18 protein-coding genes, 2 tRNA genes and 1 pseudogene are annotated in these 17143 nt (G+C 63.9%); 17 read left to right on the forward strand and 4 right to left on the reverse strand.

Annotation, left to right across the window (positions count from 1 at the left end):
- Positions 1–93: 93 nt before the first annotated feature.
- The 16 genes from recJ (at position 94) to ASF08_RS11490 (ending at position 12194) form a co-directional block, all read left to right on the forward strand.
- Positions 94–1833 (forward strand): single-stranded-DNA-specific exonuclease RecJ, encoded by a 1740-nt coding sequence (recJ, locus tag ASF08_RS11425; RefSeq protein WP_244474512.1) that lies wholly within the window; start codon positions 94–96, stop codon positions 1831–1833.
- 88 nt (positions 1834–1921) lie between these two features.
- A tRNA-Tyr gene (locus tag ASF08_RS11430) sits at positions 1922–2005 on the forward strand.
- An 82-nt stretch (positions 2006–2087) separates the two neighbouring features.
- Positions 2088–2161, forward strand: a tRNA-Gly gene (locus ASF08_RS11435).
- 905 nt (positions 2162–3066) lie between these two features.
- Positions 3067–4284 carry a hypothetical protein gene (locus ASF08_RS24735; protein WP_156629545.1) on the forward strand — a complete coding sequence of 406 codons (1218 nt, stop codon included), beginning with the start codon at positions 3067–3069 and terminating at the stop codon, positions 4282–4284.
- Positions 4262–5680 (forward strand): SNF2-related protein, encoded by a 1419-nt coding sequence (locus ASF08_RS11445; protein ID WP_056145173.1) that lies wholly within the window; start codon positions 4262–4264, stop codon positions 5678–5680. Before ASF08_RS24735 ends, ASF08_RS11445 begins: the two co-directional genes overlap by 23 nt.
- Positions 5681–5762: 82 nt before the next feature.
- On the forward strand, positions 5763–6185 hold the full coding sequence (locus tag ASF08_RS11450) for a GNAT family N-acetyltransferase (RefSeq protein WP_162238950.1): 423 nt from the start codon (positions 5763–5765) through the stop codon (positions 6183–6185).
- Complete coding sequence (locus tag ASF08_RS11455) at positions 6182–7234, forward strand: hypothetical protein (protein WP_056145180.1); 1053 nt, start codon at positions 6182–6184, stop codon at positions 7232–7234. Before ASF08_RS11450 ends, ASF08_RS11455 begins: the two co-directional genes overlap by 4 nt.
- Complete coding sequence (locus ASF08_RS11460; RefSeq protein WP_056145183.1) at positions 7224–8294, forward strand: phosphoadenosine phosphosulfate reductase domain-containing protein; 1071 nt, start codon at positions 7224–7226, stop codon at positions 8292–8294. Before ASF08_RS11455 ends, ASF08_RS11460 begins: the two co-directional genes overlap by 11 nt.
- Positions 8294–8959, forward strand: coding sequence for an IbrB-like domain-containing protein (locus ASF08_RS11465; protein ID WP_082473167.1), 666 nt, complete (start codon positions 8294–8296; stop codon positions 8957–8959). The genes ASF08_RS11460 and ASF08_RS11465 overlap by 1 nt, the downstream gene beginning before the upstream one ends.
- The gene (locus ASF08_RS24740) at positions 8956–9099 is read left to right on the forward strand and encodes a hypothetical protein (RefSeq protein WP_156629546.1); all 144 of its coding nucleotides are present in this window, start codon (positions 8956–8958) and stop codon (positions 9097–9099) included. Before ASF08_RS11465 ends, ASF08_RS24740 begins: the two co-directional genes overlap by 4 nt.
- Positions 9083–9643: a hypothetical protein gene (locus ASF08_RS11470; protein WP_056145191.1), complete on the forward strand. Its 561-nt coding sequence runs from the start codon at positions 9083–9085 to the stop codon at positions 9641–9643. Before ASF08_RS24740 ends, ASF08_RS11470 begins: the two co-directional genes overlap by 17 nt.
- A gap of 58 nt (positions 9644–9701) precedes the next feature.
- Complete coding sequence (locus tag ASF08_RS11475) at positions 9702–11216, forward strand: AAA family ATPase (protein ID WP_056145194.1); 1515 nt, start codon at positions 9702–9704, stop codon at positions 11214–11216.
- A 10-nt stretch (positions 11217–11226) separates the two neighbouring features.
- The gene (locus tag ASF08_RS24745) at positions 11227–11385 is read left to right on the forward strand and encodes a hypothetical protein (protein ID WP_156629547.1); all 159 of its coding nucleotides are present in this window, start codon (positions 11227–11229) and stop codon (positions 11383–11385) included.
- Positions 11375–11590, forward strand: a complete 216-nt coding sequence (locus tag ASF08_RS11480) for a hypothetical protein (protein WP_056145197.1) — start codon at positions 11375–11377, stop codon at positions 11588–11590. Before ASF08_RS24745 ends, ASF08_RS11480 begins: the two co-directional genes overlap by 11 nt.
- Complete coding sequence (locus tag ASF08_RS26225; RefSeq protein WP_056145200.1) at positions 11587–11940, forward strand: hypothetical protein; 354 nt, start codon at positions 11587–11589, stop codon at positions 11938–11940. Before ASF08_RS11480 ends, ASF08_RS26225 begins: the two co-directional genes overlap by 4 nt.
- Entirely contained in the window at positions 11904–12194 is a 291-nt protein-coding gene (locus ASF08_RS11490) for a hypothetical protein (protein WP_056145203.1), read from the forward strand. The genes ASF08_RS26225 and ASF08_RS11490 overlap by 37 nt, the downstream gene beginning before the upstream one ends.
- 181 nt (positions 12195–12375) lie before the next feature.
- Here the strand turns inward: ASF08_RS11490 and ASF08_RS11495 are convergent, their stop codons facing one another.
- The 3 genes and pseudogenes from ASF08_RS11495 to ASF08_RS11500 all read right to left on the reverse strand — a co-directional run bounded on the left by ASF08_RS11495 (position 12376) and on the right by ASF08_RS11500 (position 13820).
- Positions 12376–12669, reverse strand: coding sequence for a hypothetical protein (locus ASF08_RS11495; protein WP_056145206.1), 294 nt, complete (start codon positions 12667–12669; stop codon positions 12376–12378).
- A 116-nt stretch (positions 12670–12785) separates the two neighbouring features.
- Positions 12786–12990, reverse strand: a pseudogene (locus ASF08_RS26230) (hypothetical protein); the annotation flags it as partial.
- Positions 12991–13010: 20 nt separating this feature from the next.
- Complete coding sequence (locus ASF08_RS11500; RefSeq protein ID WP_056145209.1) at positions 13011–13820, reverse strand: Kiwa anti-phage protein KwaB-like domain-containing protein; 810 nt, start codon at positions 13818–13820, stop codon at positions 13011–13013.
- A 27-nt stretch (positions 13821–13847) separates the two neighbouring features.
- Between ASF08_RS11500 and ASF08_RS11510 the strand changes: the two genes are divergently transcribed.
- Positions 13848–14950, forward strand: a protein-coding gene (locus tag ASF08_RS11510; protein WP_156629548.1) for an IS3 family transposase whose coding sequence is annotated in 2 segments (ribosomal slippage) — positions 13848–14109 and positions 14109–14950 — 1104 coding nt in all. Because the reading frame shifts where the segments join, the coding sequence is not laid out codon by codon here.
- 282 nt (positions 14951–15232) lie between these two features.
- Here ASF08_RS11510 and ASF08_RS24750 read toward each other — a convergent pair.
- The gene (locus ASF08_RS24750; RefSeq protein ID WP_156629549.1) at positions 15233–16906 is read right to left on the reverse strand and encodes a calcium-binding protein; all 1674 of its coding nucleotides are present in this window, start codon (positions 16904–16906) and stop codon (positions 15233–15235) included.
- Positions 16907–17143: the final 237 nt, after the last annotated feature.

The raw sequence follows: 17143 nt of genomic DNA on the forward strand, positions 1-17143 counted from the left end.
CGCCGGATAGCCCCAGGCGAGTAGACTGACGGCGTGTCAGCCGCCTCAGCCCTTGCCCCATCCCGTGCCTTCCTCGGCGTCACCCGTTCCGTCATGGGGCGGCCCTGGCGTGACCGCTGCGGCGACCCCGCCGCCCAGGCCTATGCCGCGACGATGGTGCAGGCCCATGGCCTGCCCGACCTTCTCGCCCGCGTCCTGGCCTCGCGCGGCATCCGGCCCGACGAGGCGGCGGCCTATCTCGAACCGCGCCTGCGCGACCTGATGCCGGATCCGTCCCGCCTCGTGGACATGGAGGCGGCGGCCGAACGGCTCGCCCGTGCCGTCGAGGCCGGCGAGCGCGTCGCCGTGTTCGGCGATTACGATGTCGACGGTGCCGCGAGCGCGGCGTTGATGGCCGGCTACCTGCGCGCGCTCGGTCTGACGGTGGACATTCACATCCCGGACCGGATCACGGAAGGCTACGGTCCCAACGTGGCGGCGGTCACGGCACTGGCGGAGGGCGGCGCGACGCTTCTCGTCTGCGTCGATTGCGGCACGAGCGGCCACGAGCCCCTGGCGGCCGCTGGCGGACTCGGACTCGCCGTGATCGTCCTCGACCACCACGGCGCGCCGGAGATGCTGCCTCCGGTCGAGGCATTGGTGAACCCGAACCGCCTCGACGACGTCTCCGGCCTCGGCCATCTCTGCGCGGCGGGTGTCGTCTTCCTTACCCTCGTGGCCCTCAACCGCCGCCTGAGGCGGGGAGGGCGGGAGGATCTGCCGGATCTCGCCGAAGCCCTCGATCTGGTGGCCCTGGCGACGGTCGCCGACGTGGTGCCGCTGACCGGCCTCAACCGCGCCTTCGTCGTCCAGGGATTGAAGGTGATGCGGGGCCGGGGCCGGATCGGTCTCGCCGCCCTGTTCGATGCGGCATCCCTGAGCGAGCCGCCGGAATCCTGGCATCTCGGCTATCTGCTCGGTCCGCGCATCAATGCGGGCGGCCGCATCGGCCATGCGGGGCTGGGCGCAGCCCTTCTCACCAGTGGAGATCCTGCGGAGGCGACCCGCATCGCCACCGAACTCGATCTCCTCAACCGGGAGCGGCAGGGCATCGAGGCACAGGCGGTGCTGGAAGCCGAGGCCGAGATGGATCGCGCGCTGACACTGGCCCCCGACACGCCGATCCTGGTGACGGCCTCCGCCTCCTGGCATCCGGGAGTGGTCGGCCTCGTGGCGGCGCGGCTGAAAGAGCGCTTCGGTCGGCCGGCTCTCGCCTTCGCCCTGCGCCCGGACGGGACCGCCACGGGGTCGGGCCGATCGGTCGCGGGGGTGGATCTCGGCCATGCTGTGCGTGAGGCCGTGGATGCCGGCCTCCTCGTCAAGGGCGGCGGGCATGCCATGGCGGCCGGCGCCACGCTCCCGAGCCACGATCCCACACATCTGCGCGACTTCCTGGCGGCCGCCCTCGCCGCGGCGGTGTCGGAGGCGAGGGCCGTGGAGGCACTGCTCGTCGACGGCACCGTGAACGCGGGCGGCGCCACGGCGGAGGTCGTTCGCCTCGTCCAGCGCGCCGGGCCGTTCGGCGCGGGAGCACCGGAACCGGTCTTCGCCCTGCCGTATCACCGGCTGGTCGATGCGGGAATCGTCGGCAACGGCCACGTCCGCGCGCGTTTCAGGAGCCGGGACGGCCAAGCCATCGGCGCCATCGCCTTCCGCTCCGCCCAGGGACCGTTGGGGCAGGCGCTCCTCGGCGGGATCGGACAGGAATTCCACGTGGCCGGAACCCTCGCCATCGATACCTGGCGCGGCGGCGAGCGGGTGCAGTTGCGCGTCGGCGATCTCGCCACACCCTGAACTTTGCGTCGGTGCCCGCGCGGGACGTGTTGACACCCGCGCAAGCCCTCACCATAAGGACCCGCGCGCTGCCGAAAGGCGGTGGTTTGGGGGAATGTCCCGAGCGGCAAAGGGGGCGGACTGTAAATCCGCTGCGTAAGCTTCGTAGGTTCGAGTCCTACTTCCCCCACCAATCCATACCGACACGCTGGCACCACGGCCGATGAAGGGATCACCTTCTCAAGACCGCGTCACCATGCTATCGGGCGCCACATGCGGGTGTAGCTCAATGGTAGAGCAGCAGCCTTCCAAGCTGAATACCGGGGTTCGATTCCCCGTACCCGCTCCACTCCTCCCTTCCCGAAAAGCCTAGCAACCTCAGCCCGATAGGGCAGGGGCGTGGTATCCAATGGCTTTTTGCCTGGGCGGTGGATACCACATGGATACCACCGACGAATCGTTTTCAGGCGTAGGTTTCCTTGTCGAACTCGGACCGGGTCGCACGAATGATGGTGATCGAAGGAGATCGCCATGCCCCGCTGCATCCACACCCCGGCCCGCCTATACGACCGTCACCCTGATCAGGTTCACGACCTCATCGCCGTCGGTAGCCTTTCCCGGTTCGTGCGCTGCACGGACTGTGGTGCCAGGGGCATCGTCCGGCGCGACCGCGTGGGATGGACGCCCCGTAGCGCCGGTGATCCGGTCGGTCCGGAGGTCAAGCGGTGGAACGCCCTGGTGGCCGAGGCACGTGCAGCTGTAACCCCTTGAACGAATCGCCGGCGGGGGTACCATCCTCGCTGACTGTCGAGGTCACGCTGTTCGTCTAATCACAGGACGCCGTCACGGTACGGTGGCACCCCTTCGACGGGGACCATCGCGGTGATGACGGAAATCCGGGGAGGCCAAGGTTCCGGCCGGCGGGCCGCAACAGGCGGTAAGTCTCGACAGGTGGCAACGAGGGGCTCGGGGAAACCCGGGCCCTTTCGCTTTGGGCCGCCCCGAACGTGTAAAACGATTCCCAAATCGCGTTTGTGGAATCGTTTTACACGTTGGCCGGGCCGGGCATCAGGCGGACGTCCCTCCCCAGTTAACGACCGCGCCAGCGTTAACCACCGATGCATCGAGGCATTGCCCGAACCGCACCGAGAGTGATTCATTTCGATACAGCCATTGACGTGAACATTAGTGTCACCGATATTGGAGACATCGGGAGTCGTCATTGGGGCGTCATCCGGTTGGAGAAGTTCGATTATGGCCAAAGCTCGGGTGAACTGCGCGACCGATCAGTGCGACGGTCACATGGACTACGTCGGCAGCAACAGGCGCAGTGCAGACTACCGCGCCAAGAAGCTTATGGAGCAGGGTTGGACCTGCCGCGACTGCGACAACCGGGAGGCCATCGCCCGGGCGGATGCCTCCGGCCTGCCGCCGCTGGAAGGCACGGAGAAGCAAGTCGGGTGGGCGGCCACGATCCGCGAAGGCGTCATCGCCCGGTTGGATCGCACGATGCCTGTCGCGCTCCAGAACGTGGGTTCGACGTGCACCACCATTCTGGGTCGGGAGGTCGAGGACCTGATTTACCTGATCCGCAATGCGGGCGAGCCGTCAGTTCGCGAGGCGGCCGAGATCTTCCGCAACGAGACAGAGGCAACCTTCTGGATTGAAGGTCGGTCCATGGGTCTGGCGAATAGCCTCGCCGCCATAATCAGGCGGCTCGCCGACGAAGCCCATGCCCATACGCCGGAGAGCAAGGCGGCCGTTGCCGCCGAGCAGGAGGCCATGGCGGAGGCGACCCTCCGTCCGGCAACGCCCGTCTCCGAGACCATCGCCGAGCTCACGTACCGGGAGGGCATCCTCTATGCCCGTTACGATGAGCGCTCCGACAAGTTCAACGATACGGTCAAGCGCATCGGCCATAGCTGGGATCCTGTCGCGCGGGCGTGGGTCCGCAGGCACTCGTCCCTGATGATGGGCCAGGCCGTGGACCGCCTCGCCGAGTTGGCGCACGAGCTCCTCGCCGCTGGCATCGTCGTCATGCTCCACGACACCGAGGCCCGCGGCAAGGCCATCGCCCGGTCGTACGATCCCGAGCACCGGCGCTGGGTCAGCCTGGTCCCGACGGGCGCGCAGCAGGGCAAGCTCCGTCTCACCTGGGGCCGCGACGAGGATTTCTACCGGGCGTTCAAGAGTCTGCCGGGAGCGACGTACACGGACAGGCGGTGTCTCGTGCCGGGAACGGCGCGAGACGAGGTCCTCGATTTCGCCGAGGCCCACGGGTTCCGGATCACCCCCGGCGCCCAGGCACGGATGGAGGAGGTCATGGCCCAGCGCGAGCGGGGTGTCGTCGTTGATGCCGTCGCTCGCCCGAAGGCCGAGCCCGTCAAGGTCAAGGAGCGGGGTGCCCGTCCCGACCGTCTCGCCGTCCCGGAGCAGGTGGAGATCGACAGTGACCTGGTCGACCACGACTGAGCTCCTGCCGCATCAGGCGGACGCCGTGGCGAAGCTCCTGCCCTCACGGGTGGGAGCGCTCTTCGCCGAGATGGGCACCGGGAAATCCCGGTGCCTCATCGAGCTCGCGAAACTGCGGGCCGCAAAAATCGACCGGGTCGTGTGGTTCGTCCCGGTCTCCGTCAAAGAGACGATCCGTACCGAGATCCTCAAGCACACGACGTGCGGACCCGAGGACGTCGTGGTCTTCGACGACCGCACCGATGCCCGGACAATGCCGCTCGATCGGCCCTGGTACGTCGTTGGCATCGAGAGCCTGTCCGCCAGCCTCAGGGTGGTGGCCGCGTTCAATGCCCTCGTGGACGAGCGCACCTTCGTTGCCATCGACGAATCGACGTACATCAAGGGCGCCAACTCCGCCCGAACTAGGCGCGTCACGGACATGTCCCGGCGAGCGCGGTACAGAGCCGTCCTGACCGGCACGCCCTTCACCCAGGGCGTCGTCGACCTGTACGCACAGATGCGGTTCCTGAGCCCAAAAATCCTCGGGTACAATTCTTTCTGGTCGTTCGCCAATAACCACCTAGAGTACGCGACGGACCGGCGCACGGGCAAGGTCACCGGACAGATCACACGGTCGCACAACACCGACGTCCTCGCCGCACGCATCGCCCCGTACGTCTACCAGATCCGCAAGAGCGAGTGCCTCACGCTTCCGCCCAAGCTGTTCGAGGAACACTGGGTCCCGATGAGCCACGAGCAAAGGGACGCGGCGGACGCGGCCAAGGCCGAAGCGCTCGACGACGAGGGCACGTACGACAATCCCCACATCGCGATCTTCCGCCTGTTCTCGCGCCTCCAATCCATCGCCTGCGGGTACGCCAATGGAGAACCCATCCGGCACCACCGCCTCGCCGGCCTGATGGATGTGATCGAGCGCATCCCCGATGGCGAGAAGGTCGTCGTCTGGACGAAGTACCGGCAGGGCCTCAACGAGATCACGGCCGCGCTCCGGGCCGCGCACGGGAGCGATTCGTGCCGAGAGTTCCACGGAGGCCTCGACGAACGCCGTCGGGGCCGCGAGGTGGAGGCTTGGCGTTCAGAGGCACGGTTCCTCGTATCGACGCAGCAATCCGGCGGGCATGGTCTCACCCTGACGGAGGCCAGCCACAGCGTGTTCTACGCGTCGACGTTCAAATACTCCGAGCGCGCCCAGGCCGAGGACCGCATCCACCGGATAGGGCAATCTCAGCCGTGCACGTACGTCGACATAGCGGTCTCGGACAGCATCGACCGCCGCATCATCGCGGCCGTGCGGAGCAAGGGCGCTACCCTCGCCGCGTTCCGTGAGGAGATCGATGCCTGCAAGAAGCACGGCCTGCGGGACCGGTTGCGGGAAATGATCCGCGCTCTGTGATTGACTCTTGATTAACGCTCTGTGTCACCTATATTGGTGACACGGGAATTGGCGTATGGCCATCACCCGGTTGGAGCCTGCCATGTCCAAGAGCCTCAAAATCCAGGTCGTCAATCCGACGGATCGCAACCGCGACTTCCTCGCCGACATCGCCTCGTTCTTCATGGATGGCGCCGTCCGCCGCGAGCTTCCCTACCTCAAGGACCTCCCCCACAAGATCTGGTTGTTGGCCAAGGAGGGCGACAAGGTCGTCGCCATCTCCGGCATCATCCCGCACGCCAACGGCGTCTCCGAGCTTTGCTCGCTCTACGTCGTCCCCTCCCACCGCAACACCGGCATCGCCGAGACCCTGGTGGCGCTGCGCCTCGCCATGGTCGAGGGAGCCCGGGTCATCCGCGTGGTCTGCGCCCCGGCCTCGTCCGGGCTCTACGCCGACAAGGGCATGCGCCAGGTCGCCAAGCGCGGCTCGTACGTCGTCCTGGAGAAGAAGGCGGCCGCGAAGTGATCGCCGCCCACTTATCCCCCGATGCCGCATCGAGGCGTCGGGCCGTCGAGGGATTCCTCGCGGCCTCCGGCGCCAAGCAGGCGATCTACGTTTGCCCCGAGGCCTCCGCCTGGAGGGCGTCGGACCTGTGCGGACGCGCCATGGTCGTGCCGTTCGAGCGCATGGAGGAGCGCGACACCTGGCTCACGCTCAACGCCATGGTCGGCCCCGGCACCGCGCTCGTGATGGAGTGCGTGAGCCGCTACCCCAAGATCACGTCTGGCAAGTTCGTCAATCTGCAGCGGCTGTCCAAGCAGGTCGGCCATCGCATGACGACCGACATCGTGCCGTTCACTCTGGGCGTCGAGTTCATCTACACGCCCTACAGCTACCTAGACCGCTCGATCCTCGGGTTCTCGCACTGGTACGCGTTCCGGGAGGGCAACCTGGAGGAGGGGCCGGACGGGGAGACGGTCTCGTCCCACGACCCGGCCCTGCTCGCCGGCAAGATCGCCGCGGTCACCACCTGCGACGGTCACTCGCTCCTGAGTGACCGCACCGTGCTGTCCGTAAATGCGGACGCGGCGGAGCATGCCGGCTACGCTGCCAAGAAGGCCGAGCTCTTCGAGGCGCACAGCAACCCGGGCAAGATCGTCACCCGGCTGGCGGACCACGCCCACGCGTTCCGGTCGAGGACCTCCGCCGTCGTCGACCACGTCCAGTCCCTGCGGGGGCTCGTCCTGGTCGTCACCAACCTCGGGTCCTACGCCGACAAGATGGGCAAGGCCCTGGCCAAGGCGGGCACGACGAACGCGGTGGCGACCTCGTTCGCCCTGGCGGTCGAGCGCCGCGATCTCGGCGAGTTCGACCACCTCGTCTACGCCGAGGCGCCCATCGTGAAATCCTACCTCGCCCTCGACATCGAGGCTGCGATGCGCCGGGACGCGACGGTGACTTTGGTCCGGGGGGACACCCGCGTCGACACATTCCTGCATGACCGCTGGGACCGGGAGACCGGTGCGATCACGGCCGTCACCACCGCACTCATGGAGGCCCGCCGTGGCTCGTAAGCTCTACCTCCCTAAGACCGTCGACGTGGCCCTCACCGAGCGCATGGCCTGGATCTTCGACACCTACCAGAACGTCGTCGTCTCGATCTCGGGCGGCAAGGACAGCACCGTCCTCATCGACGCCGCCCGCAAGGAAGCCGTCAGCCGGGGCCGGACGGTCACCGCCTTCTTCCTCGACCAGGAGGCTGAGTACGGCGCCACCATCGAGCACGTCCGGCACATTATGGCTCAGCCCGGGATCGTGCCGGCCTGGTACCAGGTGCCCCTGCGGATGACGAACGCCACGTCCTATGAGCAGGACATGCTGCACGCCTGGGAGCCGGGTGCGGAGTGGATGCGGCCGCAGGAAGCGGAATCGATCAAGGAGGCCGCCGGCGCGCCCGACCGCTTTCACGCCTTCTTCGAGTGGATGGAGGCCTCGGCCTCCGCCGGCACCGCCTTCCTCGTCGGCCTGCGGGCGGAGGAGGCCCTCAACCGCTACCGGGCCGTGACGAAGAACCCCGCCGTCCCGGGCATCAATTGGTCGAGCAGGACAAAGGGCGCGGCCGTCAAGCTCTACCCCCTGTACGACTTCACGTTCGAGGACATTTGGACCTACCTCGGCAAGAACGCCGTCCCCTACAACCGGGCCTACGATTGGATGTGGGCCAAGGGCCACGGCATCCAGGAACTGCGGGTCTCGAACCTGATCCACGAGCAGGCCTTCCACAGCCTGACAACGCTCCAGGAATTCGAGCACGAGACGTTCGAGGCACTGAACCGCCGCCTCGCCGGCGTCCACGCGGCCGCGCTCTATGCCGAGGAGCAGTCGGTCTACCAGACGCTCAAGCGCCCCAAGGCCTACCCGACCTGGGCCGCCTACCGCGACTTCCTCCTCCACACCCTGCCGGTCGACGTGGGCAAGTTCCGCACCCGCTTTGCCCGGCAGCCCGAGGCGGAGAACGTGGCGAGGTCCCAGTGCCGGGCTCTCCTCCTCAACGACCACGAAGGCAACCTGCCCATCGACACCACCGTCAAAGACCCCCGCGCCGCCCTCGCCAAATGGATGGAGATTCTGTGATGACCCGCATCGAAACCCTCACCGCCGCCCTCGTCCGTGAGATCGCCGGCCTGCCCCTGGCCGAGCAGGTCGAGGCCCTCAACTATGCCCGCCGGGAACTGCACGAGGTCTCCCCGTTCCGCTCGGAGCCGGTCGACCTGGTCACGTGGGTCCTGAACGACACCGTGGTCGCGAACGAGTACAACCCGAACAAAGTCGCCTCCCCGGAGATGGCCCTGCTGCATCGCTCGATCCGCGAGGACGGCTACACCCAGCCCATCGTGACGTTCCCCACCAGCAAGACCAGAATCGTCGTCGACGGGTTCCACCGGCATCGTGTCGGCAAGGAGAAGGCGGACGTCCGTGACCGGGTGCACGGCTATTTGCCGGTCGTCGGCATCGACAAGCCCATCGCCGAGCGCATGGCCTCGACGATCCGGCACAACCGGGCCAGGGGCAAGCACCAGGTCGATCTCATGTCGGAGATGGTGGTGAAGCTGGTCCAACTCGGTCAGTCCGATCAGGCCATCGCCAAGCAGTTGGGCCTGTCGGCGGACGAGCTCATCCGTCTCAAGGCGCAGACCGGCCTCGCGGCCCTCTTCGCGAACCAGCCGTTCGGTCGGTCGTGGGTCGCCATCGAGGGCGAGGACCTCCCCGTGGACGACGCGTTGGAGGTGGATGCATGAGCGTCCAGATCACCCTCGGCGGCCGCCCATTCACCACGCGCCTGGGCATGTGGGTCATCGCCAACAGCCCCTACTTTCGCATCGTCGACGTCGAGTATCTCGCACCCCCCTGGAGGGCTCCTAATGTCTCCCGCATCTGAAATCGTTCTGGATCTCCGCGCCACCCACGCTCGGGAACAAGACCCCGCCGGTGACGGCGAAACCATCAACCTCGGGTTCGTTACGGTGGGGGGCGAGAAGGGCGAATTGATCTACGTCGGCCGGGACGCCTGCATGCGCTCCGACCGCGGGATCGTCCCCCTCGAAAAGGAGCCGTACAATCTCGCCCTGGCCGAGCGCGTCGACGAGCTTGCGGGGGCGGTGTGGGGCGACGACTGGTCCCGCGCCCTGGCCGAGCTCGCGGGCATCAACCGCCGGACGACCGCGCGGGATCGCATCCGCAAATTCGGTCTGCCCCCGGCCTTGCTGTACGGACTGGTCAAGTTATCCGAACGCCATGACGCACGCGAGATCTCGGCCGTGGCGCGCGCTGTTGCGCGGTACTGGGACGTGCATAGGGACATGCCGTTGGACGAGCCGCTCATTGGGCTGCTCGACCTTTTGCGGGATTTCCGAGGGATCAACGCATTCGGTTATTGGACAAAGCTGTCGGACGTTGAGGATTTATTAGGAACTCCGGATTAGGGTTCCACTCTAGCTCCACTGACACAGGTCGGCAGGGCGTCTGGTAGAGAGAAGACCAATGACGAAGAACGCCCCCCGGGGTGCGCGCCCCCGTGCGCCCGAACCGTTTCCCGGAAACCACCCGCCATCCGTCGAGGAGCTCGATCACGGGCTCGATTTCTTCGACTGCGACCCAATCGCGGATGCGATCCATTGGTCGACGGGCCTCCTGCTGGATTTCCTCGATATCCACCCCCTCGTCAGGACAGCCCTGGAGAGGCTCTCATCGTGCTCAGTGTCGGTCCCGACACTATCTGCATGCGAGAGCGCGTGCGACGAGGTCGCGGACGATCTCAAGCTCCGTCCCGAGGACCGCGACAGGTATGCCGACTATGCCGCGCGCTGCGTGTATTACGCAGCTTTCCTGGGTGACCATGGCTGCGCGCTGAGGTGTGCCGTGCGGGTCTGGCAGGCCGCGATGGCGGGCGGCCACGGTGATCTCGGGCTCCGGAATCTCCTGACCACGCACGCGGAGATGATGTCCATCGCTGCGTATTGCGACGGGGGCGACTGGCGACCCAAGACCGAGCCGCGGTGGGCCCGCCAACAGGGGGATGCCCTGACGGCTCTACAGATCATCGCGCGAGTGCAGTGGCCCCAAAACGTTCGCCGGGGCCCCGCCCGGGACGACACCGGGTACGACCCCCGCGATGCGAACGAGGACGATCTGCCCGAGCGGGGTGAGGCGGGGCACGTCGTCCTCCGGTCGACGTCGCACCTGAACGCGGCCGCTCAGAAGGAGTGGAAGACGGTGGCCGGTGCCCTGCTGCCGCTCACCCCGGTGCCCGATCCCACGGAGGCCTCGACCACCCTCTCGCGGGAGTTCCCACACCTCCGGAGCGAGATCGACGGGATCCTGCGCACGCAGGTCGGAAGGCCATACGCTCGCCTGCCGTTCACGATTCTGGTCGGCGAACCGGGCGCCGGAAAGACACGGGCGGCCCGGCGGCTCTGCGAAATCCTCGGCCTCCCGGTCACGGTCTACAGCGCGGCTGGGTCGGCAGACGGGTCGATCATAGGTACGTCGCGCCAGTGGAACTCATCGAGGGCGTGCGTCCCCCTGCAGGCCATCCAGCGCGACCTCCGGGCGACCGTTGCCATCGTGGTTGACGAGCTCGACAAGGCGGGGAGCCGCTCGGACAACGGCCGCATCGTGGACGGGCTGCTCACGTTGATCGAGCCGGAGAACGCATCGCGGTACCACGATCCGTCCCTCGAATGTCCGGTCGACATCTCCCCCGTCTCGTGGATCGCCACGGCAAATTCCCTGGCCGGCATCCCTCAGGCGCTGCTCGACCGCGCCCGGATCGTGCACATGCCGAGCCCGACGAAGGCCGACTTGCCCGCCCTGGCCAAGTCCATCGCGGCGGACGTCCGGACGGAGAGGGGCGTCGATCTCGCCTGGATGCCCGACCTCGACGGCGATGAGATCGAGCTAGCCGCGAGGGCATGGACGAAGCCCTCGCTCAGGCAGTTGCGCAGGATAATCGAAACAATCCTTGCCGGGCGCGATGTGCTCGCCACGATGAATTAGGGAGATGATTGTGACAAAGGCTGAACGCGCAACAACTCTTCTCGAACTCGTCATGGCGACGCACCGGCATGGCAAGAACGGCATGCTCACGGACGCGGACGTCCAGGCGATCATCGCCCTGCTCAACGACCTCATGACCGGTGGCAGGGAGGCCCGCGATGCGGCGTGAGAGCCTCCCTGCGATCCGCGAGCGCGTGAGGGTCGCATGGTCGACCCGGCGGGCATGCGGCCTGATCGCCCTGGCGGTAGGCGTCAGGATCGACCGGATCATCGAGATGGAGGCGGCCGGTCGAGTCACCTCGCACGATGCGATCCGAATGGCCGCCGAGGCCGAAGCGGTGGCCCTGTGCCTGCCGCCCCTGCCTTTGCAGTGACCGACGTCTACCGGAATTTGACCCTCCGCTGCTGGTCGATCCGGGAACGCGGCCGCGTCGTCGCGCACGCCCCATCAGTAACCCTGGCAGGTGCCGTGATGGTCGTCCGGCCAGGGTCGCGGGCCAGGGTTTTACGGATCGGACATCGCGAGGTCCACGCGTGGATCCGGGGGGACCTCATCCCGCATGCGGGCGTCCCCCCGGTTGCCGTCAGACTCCGTTACCGGCCGTTCCTGGCCGGCCATTTCACCGACGATTGCGGCCTGCCCATCGAGGCGGCCGCGTTCGTCTTTCTCGACGAGGACGGCAGGGCATGGCACAGCGAAACCGGTACCCCGGCACTCGAATAGACATATCCGAACTCGCGGATCGCCCCCTGTTCCACGACTGGATCGTCGAGCCGGACGACCGGTCCGCGGATGGGGCGGTGCTCACCGGCACGGTCTACGGGCACCCCCGGTTCCCCGATGGGAGGGTCGTCACGACGTCGACCGTCCAGGCATTCGATGCGACCGCGGGCTGGGCGTTCTGCTACTCGACGGGTCTCGTCCGCCTGGGGCGGTGCTGGGACCCGGAGGCCTGCGAAACGGTGGACCTGATGTAGGCCAACCGCGGTACGCAAATGGGACGAATTCGGTAACTAGGGGAAAGGCACAACGGTTAATTTGCGTCCCGATGACGATTTTCTCGTCGGGCGGCAATTCGCCTGTCCCGAGACCCGAAGGTGGCAAAACGCCTGTCAGCTTTCCGGGCCCGTCCCAATGGGGGACACCGCCCCGGGGTGATCAGTTAACGACGACCGGCATCGAGCTCGCGTCGTACGCCTTGAGGATCCGGATGGTTTCGGGGGACTGCTTCGGGTTGTCGATGAACGCCCCAGAGTCGACGGCATCCAGCGATGTTGAACTAAGTGCTGCCACGGTGTCGATAACCCCGAAGAAGTAGGGTGCGGCGCTCGAACGGCGGGGCCTTCCGGTTTTGTGGCGGGAGCCATAATCATCGCGGAAGCGTCGTGCGATCCCTTCGCGTTCATCCTCGCACTTATCACAGTCATGGACCGCGCAATACTCGAACACCATGTCGACGGCCCTTTGGGCGATGTCATGAACGGCCTTACGGAATTACGGGACAGTCCGACCATCCGGCATCCGGGTCGGAACGTCGCAGAGCCTAACACTACTTTGGCGGAATGTTCTCAAGGGGGCTGGTTGAGGTCAGCGTCAAGTGCGGGCATCGCCGCGGTGGTGGCCGGCTGAGCTGATCCAGGATGGCTTGGCGGATCGCCGGCATCGGGGGCCGGGGCGGTGGGCAGGCGATTCTTTTTTCCGACCCGCTGCTGCGAGACGCCGGGACTGGAGGAAGGCGTAGGCCATCATCGTCATCAGCGCGTGTCGATGTAGTACGGTGTTCTTGGCCATGCTCAGCCCACCCGTTCAGTGCTGGGTACGTCGAACATCTCCAGGGTCAGGCGGGAGTCGAGGCGGTGGTTCAGAAGTGCCTGGAAGATGTCACGGCCACTCTCGACCGTGGGGATGATCCGACCTTGCGCATCGAAGGTGATGGCGAGGTTCATGCTTGCATGCTCGGCGAGAAGGCGCCTCATGAAGTCGGCGTTCTTGTAGTGCCCTTTTTGCTGGATCGCGACGGCACGGCGGAGGTGGATCTTGTTCGTCCCGACGTACTCGTCGAGGGGTCCAAGATCGGAGAAGATACGGAAGAAATCCGGCTCCTCCTTCAGTGTCGCAAACGCGACCTCGTGGCCCGCCTTGTAGGACAACACGGACTCGAATCGAGGTTTGCTCCTGACGAAGACCCGATCGTCGAGGACGAAAAAATCGAAGTCGGGCCGGATCGTGAAGACCGGCTCCTCATCGAGATCCAACTCCTCGTCCGTGAAAATCATCCTGATGAAGCCTGACGTCTTACGCGTCGACCACGAACCGTCGGTCTTACGGACGGCAAGAAGCGTTTTGTCGCCGTGAACGAACTTGGCGACGCAGAAGACGCTGTTCGCCAAGTCTTGGGGGCCCCGGACCTTCCGGGCCGGCGTGGGCTCGGAGGCTGCCCTGGAGATGAGGTGGGCGTGGGTCTCGTCCGCCTGCAGCGTAAGGGCGCTGGCCTCATTGTTCTGCGCCAGGATGTCGTACTCGATGGTCTCGGCGATGGGCTCGATGCACGTTGACCCTGACCCACCAAACTGGTCCGCGCTGAGCGCAAGTTTTTCGGGCATCCTGAACCCTGAAGGAGGGTGGATGCCATGCCTCGCAAACGCTTCACGAATGAACAGATCGCCTTCGCCCTGCGGCAGGCGGAGAACGGCGCTTCGGTGGACGAAGTCTGCCGGAAGATGGGCGTCTCCGAGCCGACCTTCTACCGCTGGAAGAAGCAATTCGTCGGCATGGGCGTGCCGGAGATCCGACGGCTCAAGCAGCTGGAGGACGAGAACAGCAAGCTCAAGCGGCTGGTCGCTGATCTGACGCTGGACCGCTCGATGCTGCAGGACGTGCTCAAACGAAAGTGGTGAGGCCCGCCGTTCGCCGTGAAGTCGCCGGTCACTTGCAGGTGACCTACGACATCAGTGAGCGTCGGGCCTGCCAGGCCACCGGCTTCGGCCGCTCGTCCCAGCGTTACAGGAAGCGAGCCGACCCGCAAGTCGCTCTGCGGATGCGGTTGAAGGAGCTGGCCGCCGCACGGGTCCGTTACGGCTACCGGCGGCTGCACATCCTGCTGCGACGGGAGGGCTGGGAGGTGAACCACAAGCGCACCTACCGGATCTACCGCGACGAGGGGCTATCGATCCGGTCAAAGCTGCCTAAGCGTAAGCGAGCTTGGCGTTATCGTCAGGGTCGACCAGGGATCGGTGGGCCCAATGAGGTGTGGGCGATGGACTTCGTATCCGACCGCATCTTCGACGGACGTCCATTCCGGATCTTGACCGTCGTCGATTGCCACACGCGAGAGGCGCTCTCACTCACACCAAGAGCCAACTTCCGCGCCTACCAAGTGACCGAGGCGCTCGACACCTTGGTCAAGCTGAGGGGACGGCCCAAGAGCTTACGGGTCGACAATGGGCCGGAGTTCGCCGGTCGCATGCTCGACCAGTGGGCCTACCTGAACGGAGTTGAGATCGACTTCTCCCGACCGGGCAAGCCGACCGACAACGCCTACATCGAGTCGTTCAACGGCCGCCTACGGGCGGAATGCCTGAACGCTTCGTGGTTCCTGTCGCTAGCGGATGCTCGCGAGCGCATTGAGGACTGGAGGTGCCACTACAACGAAGATCGCCCCCACACGGCCCTGGGCGGCTTGACGCCCCGAGCCTTCGCCGACCAAGCTGTCACAGCCCGAGAGCTTGCATAGGCCGTGGACCACAAACGGGGTCAACTCCAATATGGCGCGAGGCCATACCTCAGGGAGGACCACTTTTCAGGGGGCAGGCCAGTCCCGTTCGGGACAGCTCGGAAGGCTTTCATCACGACACCACCATCGGAGCCGCAGGTTCGCCCAGCGCGCTCGGGTCAAAAGAAAGGGCGCCCTGAGGCGCCCTTAGTCAATAGTTTAGGCAATTTAGAATTGCCGCCGGATTATATAAAACGTTTCCACTGTATTTTTTAAGATCATATGATGTCGACTACTGCAACCTTAAACTATCAAAAAGTCCTCATAGCCCGGAGTAGTGCCTGCACCCGAGTAATATAAAAGCGCGAAGGGGACGGCAGCAGCAGAACCGCTGCCATCTGAGTCATAGTACAAGCTTTGAGTAGACGTGCTATATATAATCCTGACGTCGGATGTTGCAGCGACGATTGTGCTACCCGACTGGTAAGCTTGAGCGGATAACGCTCCCTGGCTCAACCCCTTAAATATGCTGGAACTAAGATGAATCATATCTTGATCCATCCCGTTAAATTGAGAAATCCTGTCGAAGTTATCGGGCCCTAACGCCGAACTGAAAACAAGGACATCTTTATCAGAAATATCACTTGCCCCAGACAGGGTGATTGCGTCAGATCCACCTCCAGAATTGATAACATTACTTCCAGGACTTGCGTATATTACATTTTCAAGACTATTACCCGTGATATTAATGTTTCCCGCTCCGTTAATCGTTATATTTTCGACTTGAAGGCCCGCAAGTGAGTATGTAACGGATGTAATTATAGTGTCCGTCCCACCATTTGCTCCCTCAACAACCTTATCTAACGAGTTATCTACATAGTATGTATCGTTACCGCCAAGGCCGATCAGCTGATCTGCACCTTCCCTCCCATCAATCCGATTATCGCCGTCGTTGCCAGTTATTGAGTTGGACACCGCAGTGCCGAAGAGATCCCAGCTGTCACCGTCATTTCGTGACAAGGCGTTCAAAACACCATTTTCCACATTAATGTAATTTGCCAAATCAAATTCAAAATTCGCATATATCGTATCTATACCCTGATTTTTCAGCTCAATGACCGTATCCCCATATATTGTAGGATCAGCATCCGGATCTGGCCTGACATCAAGAGCAGTGCTTCTCAGAATATAAGTGTCGTCGCCCAATCCGCCGGTAAGAGTATCGTATCCCCGTCCGCCGTCCAAACGATCATTGCCTGCATCACCGACAAAGATATCGTCATTCGAAGTCCCGACGAAACGGTCGTCTCCAAGCCCGCCAAAAACTGTTCCCTCGACCGTTCCGCCTTGGCGGGCGTCATAGACGTCGTCCCCCCCGCCCATTGATACGTCACCAACCATTCTTCCACTGTTCACAATGCGATCAGACGCTATGTTATTATCGCCACCGAAGAAGCTGAATAGACCACCTTCGATATATCCTGTATTTCGGAGCACCAAACCTTCGGTATCACCACCAGATAGCGAATGGGCCACGCCGTAGCTATTCGCGAATACCTCGCCATCATTATTTACTGTCGACTTGTATTTATTAGATATGCCCGACATCAGAATGCCGTAAATGTCGCCTTGAACTTCACCGTTAATAGTAACAACGCTGTTGTAACCGTACACTGCGACACCCGCGTTATTTATACCTACGGATACGCCCGAAGAATATATTAGCACCCTTTGATCGTGGTCAATCGAACTGCTGTCGCCGAGGCGAATGCCATTCCTATCACCAACAATATACCCGCCTATCAATGCGTCATGTTCGCTGCCGAAACCTCTTATGCCATCATCATAACTGGATATGACATTCACGTCGGAATAAACGTAGACGTCAGTGAGGCCTGTGCTCGCCGAACTTAATTCGACACCCGGAGTTCCTGCGGTCGTGGCTTCAATATCTGCCCGAACATATTTCGTACCCATTGCCACCCGCTCCACACTTATCGCCCGATGTGATTCGGCGCCGTCGATATTGTATATTGCACACCGCTTAGAAGATAGTAGCTCTTGAGCATTGCAACTCAGAATCGATTTTCAAACTTACCTGTGGCTTTCTGCCCTCACTGTCCGTCGTCAGATGATTTGGGACATTCTGCGAAGTTCAGGAGCGGAGGCTCTGGTCCATCTGGGGTAAGAGGTTAGGCGGCCTGCGCGTGGTGG

Origin of the sequence: Methylobacterium sp. Leaf85, from assembly GCF_001422125.1 — a bacterium.
Taxonomy (GTDB): domain Bacteria; phylum Pseudomonadota; class Alphaproteobacteria; order Rhizobiales; family Beijerinckiaceae; genus Methylobacterium; species Methylobacterium bullatum.

Coding starts and splice junctions, on each gene's coding strand:
- ASF08_RS24735 (WP_156629545.1), top strand. CDS start 3,067: ATGGCCAAAGCTCGGGTGAACTGCGCGACCGATCAGTGCGACGGTCAC.
- ASF08_RS11465 (WP_082473167.1), top strand. CDS start 8,294: ATGACCCGCATCGAAACCCTCACCGCCGCCCTCGTCCGTGAGATCGCC.
- recJ (WP_244474512.1), top strand. CDS start 94: ATGGGGCGGCCCTGGCGTGACCGCTGCGGCGACCCCGCCGCCCAGGCC.
- ASF08_RS11480 (WP_056145197.1), top strand. CDS start 11,375: ATGCGGCGTGAGAGCCTCCCTGCGATCCGCGAGCGCGTGAGGGTCGCA.
- ASF08_RS11490 (WP_056145203.1), top strand. CDS start 11,904: ATGGCACAGCGAAACCGGTACCCCGGCACTCGAATAGACATATCCGAA.
- ASF08_RS11500 (WP_056145209.1), bottom strand. CDS start 13,820: ATGCCCGAAAAACTTGCGCTCAGCGCGGACCAGTTTGGTGGGTCAGGG.
- ASF08_RS11470 (WP_056145191.1), top strand. CDS start 9,083: ATGTCTCCCGCATCTGAAATCGTTCTGGATCTCCGCGCCACCCACGCT.
- ASF08_RS24740 (WP_156629546.1), top strand. CDS start 8,956: ATGAGCGTCCAGATCACCCTCGGCGGCCGCCCATTCACCACGCGCCTG.
- ASF08_RS11475 (WP_056145194.1), top strand. CDS start 9,702: ATGACGAAGAACGCCCCCCGGGGTGCGCGCCCCCGTGCGCCCGAACCG.
- ASF08_RS11450 (WP_162238950.1), top strand. CDS start 5,763: ATGTCCAAGAGCCTCAAAATCCAGGTCGTCAATCCGACGGATCGCAAC.
- ASF08_RS11495 (WP_056145206.1), bottom strand. CDS start 12,669: ATGGTGTTCGAGTATTGCGCGGTCCATGACTGTGATAAGTGCGAGGAT.
- ASF08_RS24750 (WP_156629549.1), bottom strand. CDS start 16,906: ATGGGTACGAAATATGTTCGGGCAGATATTGAAGCCACGACCGCAGGA.